This is a genomic window from Oleiphilus sp. HI0043 (assembly GCF_001634935.1).
In genome coordinates, this window is sequence record NZ_LWEY01000400.1 from 1 (window position 1) to 833 (window position 833).

At 47.7% G+C, this 833-nt stretch carries 2 protein-coding genes; both read left to right on the plus strand.

Features of this window, described 5'->3' with window-relative positions; genetic code table 11:
• A partial coding sequence (locus A3729_RS05285) for a di-heme oxidoredictase family protein (RefSeq protein ID WP_156497689.1) occupies positions 1-431 on the plus strand: 431 nt, incomplete at its 5' end.
• Positions 431-833 (plus strand): imelysin family protein (locus A3729_RS05290; RefSeq protein WP_304439689.1); only part of this gene is annotated, 403 nt, incomplete at its 3' end. The genes A3729_RS05285 and A3729_RS05290, both read left to right, overlap by 1 nt.

Genomic DNA, 833 nt, shown 5'->3' on the forward strand with positions numbered 1-833 from the left:
CGGTACCCATTCGAAAAATAGACAATGCAGAAATGGTCAATAAAGGAAAAGCCGTCTTTCACTCCGCTGGCTGTGCCGCGTGCCATACTCCAAGCTATCAAACATCCGGGCATACTGAGCAAACTTCTCTTAACATGCAAACCATCTGGCCTTACACCGATCTATTACTGCATGACATGGGGCTAGGGCTGGCGGACAATCGACCCGAGTTTAAGGCAAACGGACAGGAATGGAGAACCGCTCCACTTTGGGGGCTCGGTTCAGACAAATACGTAAATGGCAGCCATTTTCTTCTGCATGACGGCCGCGCACGCAGTATACTTGAAGCAATTATGTGGCATGGCGGCGAGGCCGAATCTGCCAAGCAAGCCGTACAAACAATGCCCCAAGAGCAACGCGCACAACTGCTTACTTTTTTGGAATCACTTTAATGAACAGAACCTCTACGATTTCCAGTATTTTCTTAGCTTGTATCCTCTCATTTGTATGTCATGCCGCCCCAAGTGAAGCTGACTGGAAAAACTTCAACCATGCGACAGTTAATAGCTTTGTTATCCCGTTTTATCAATCGCTTAGCGCTGCCTCTCAGGCTTTGCAGCAGAGCACCCAAGGCCTCTGCCAAAGCCCTTCTCAAGAGGCGCTAGATAATAGCATCGGTGATTTCCACAAGACGATGGATGCCTGGCAATCTATTCAAAATATCACGTTTGGCCCCATAGAGTTTTCAATGCGCAGCCATAGCTTACAGTTCTGGCCCGACAAGAAGAATCATATCGGCAAACACCTAGGTGTTCTTCTAGCAAGTGACGACAAAACATTGCTGAATGAAGATA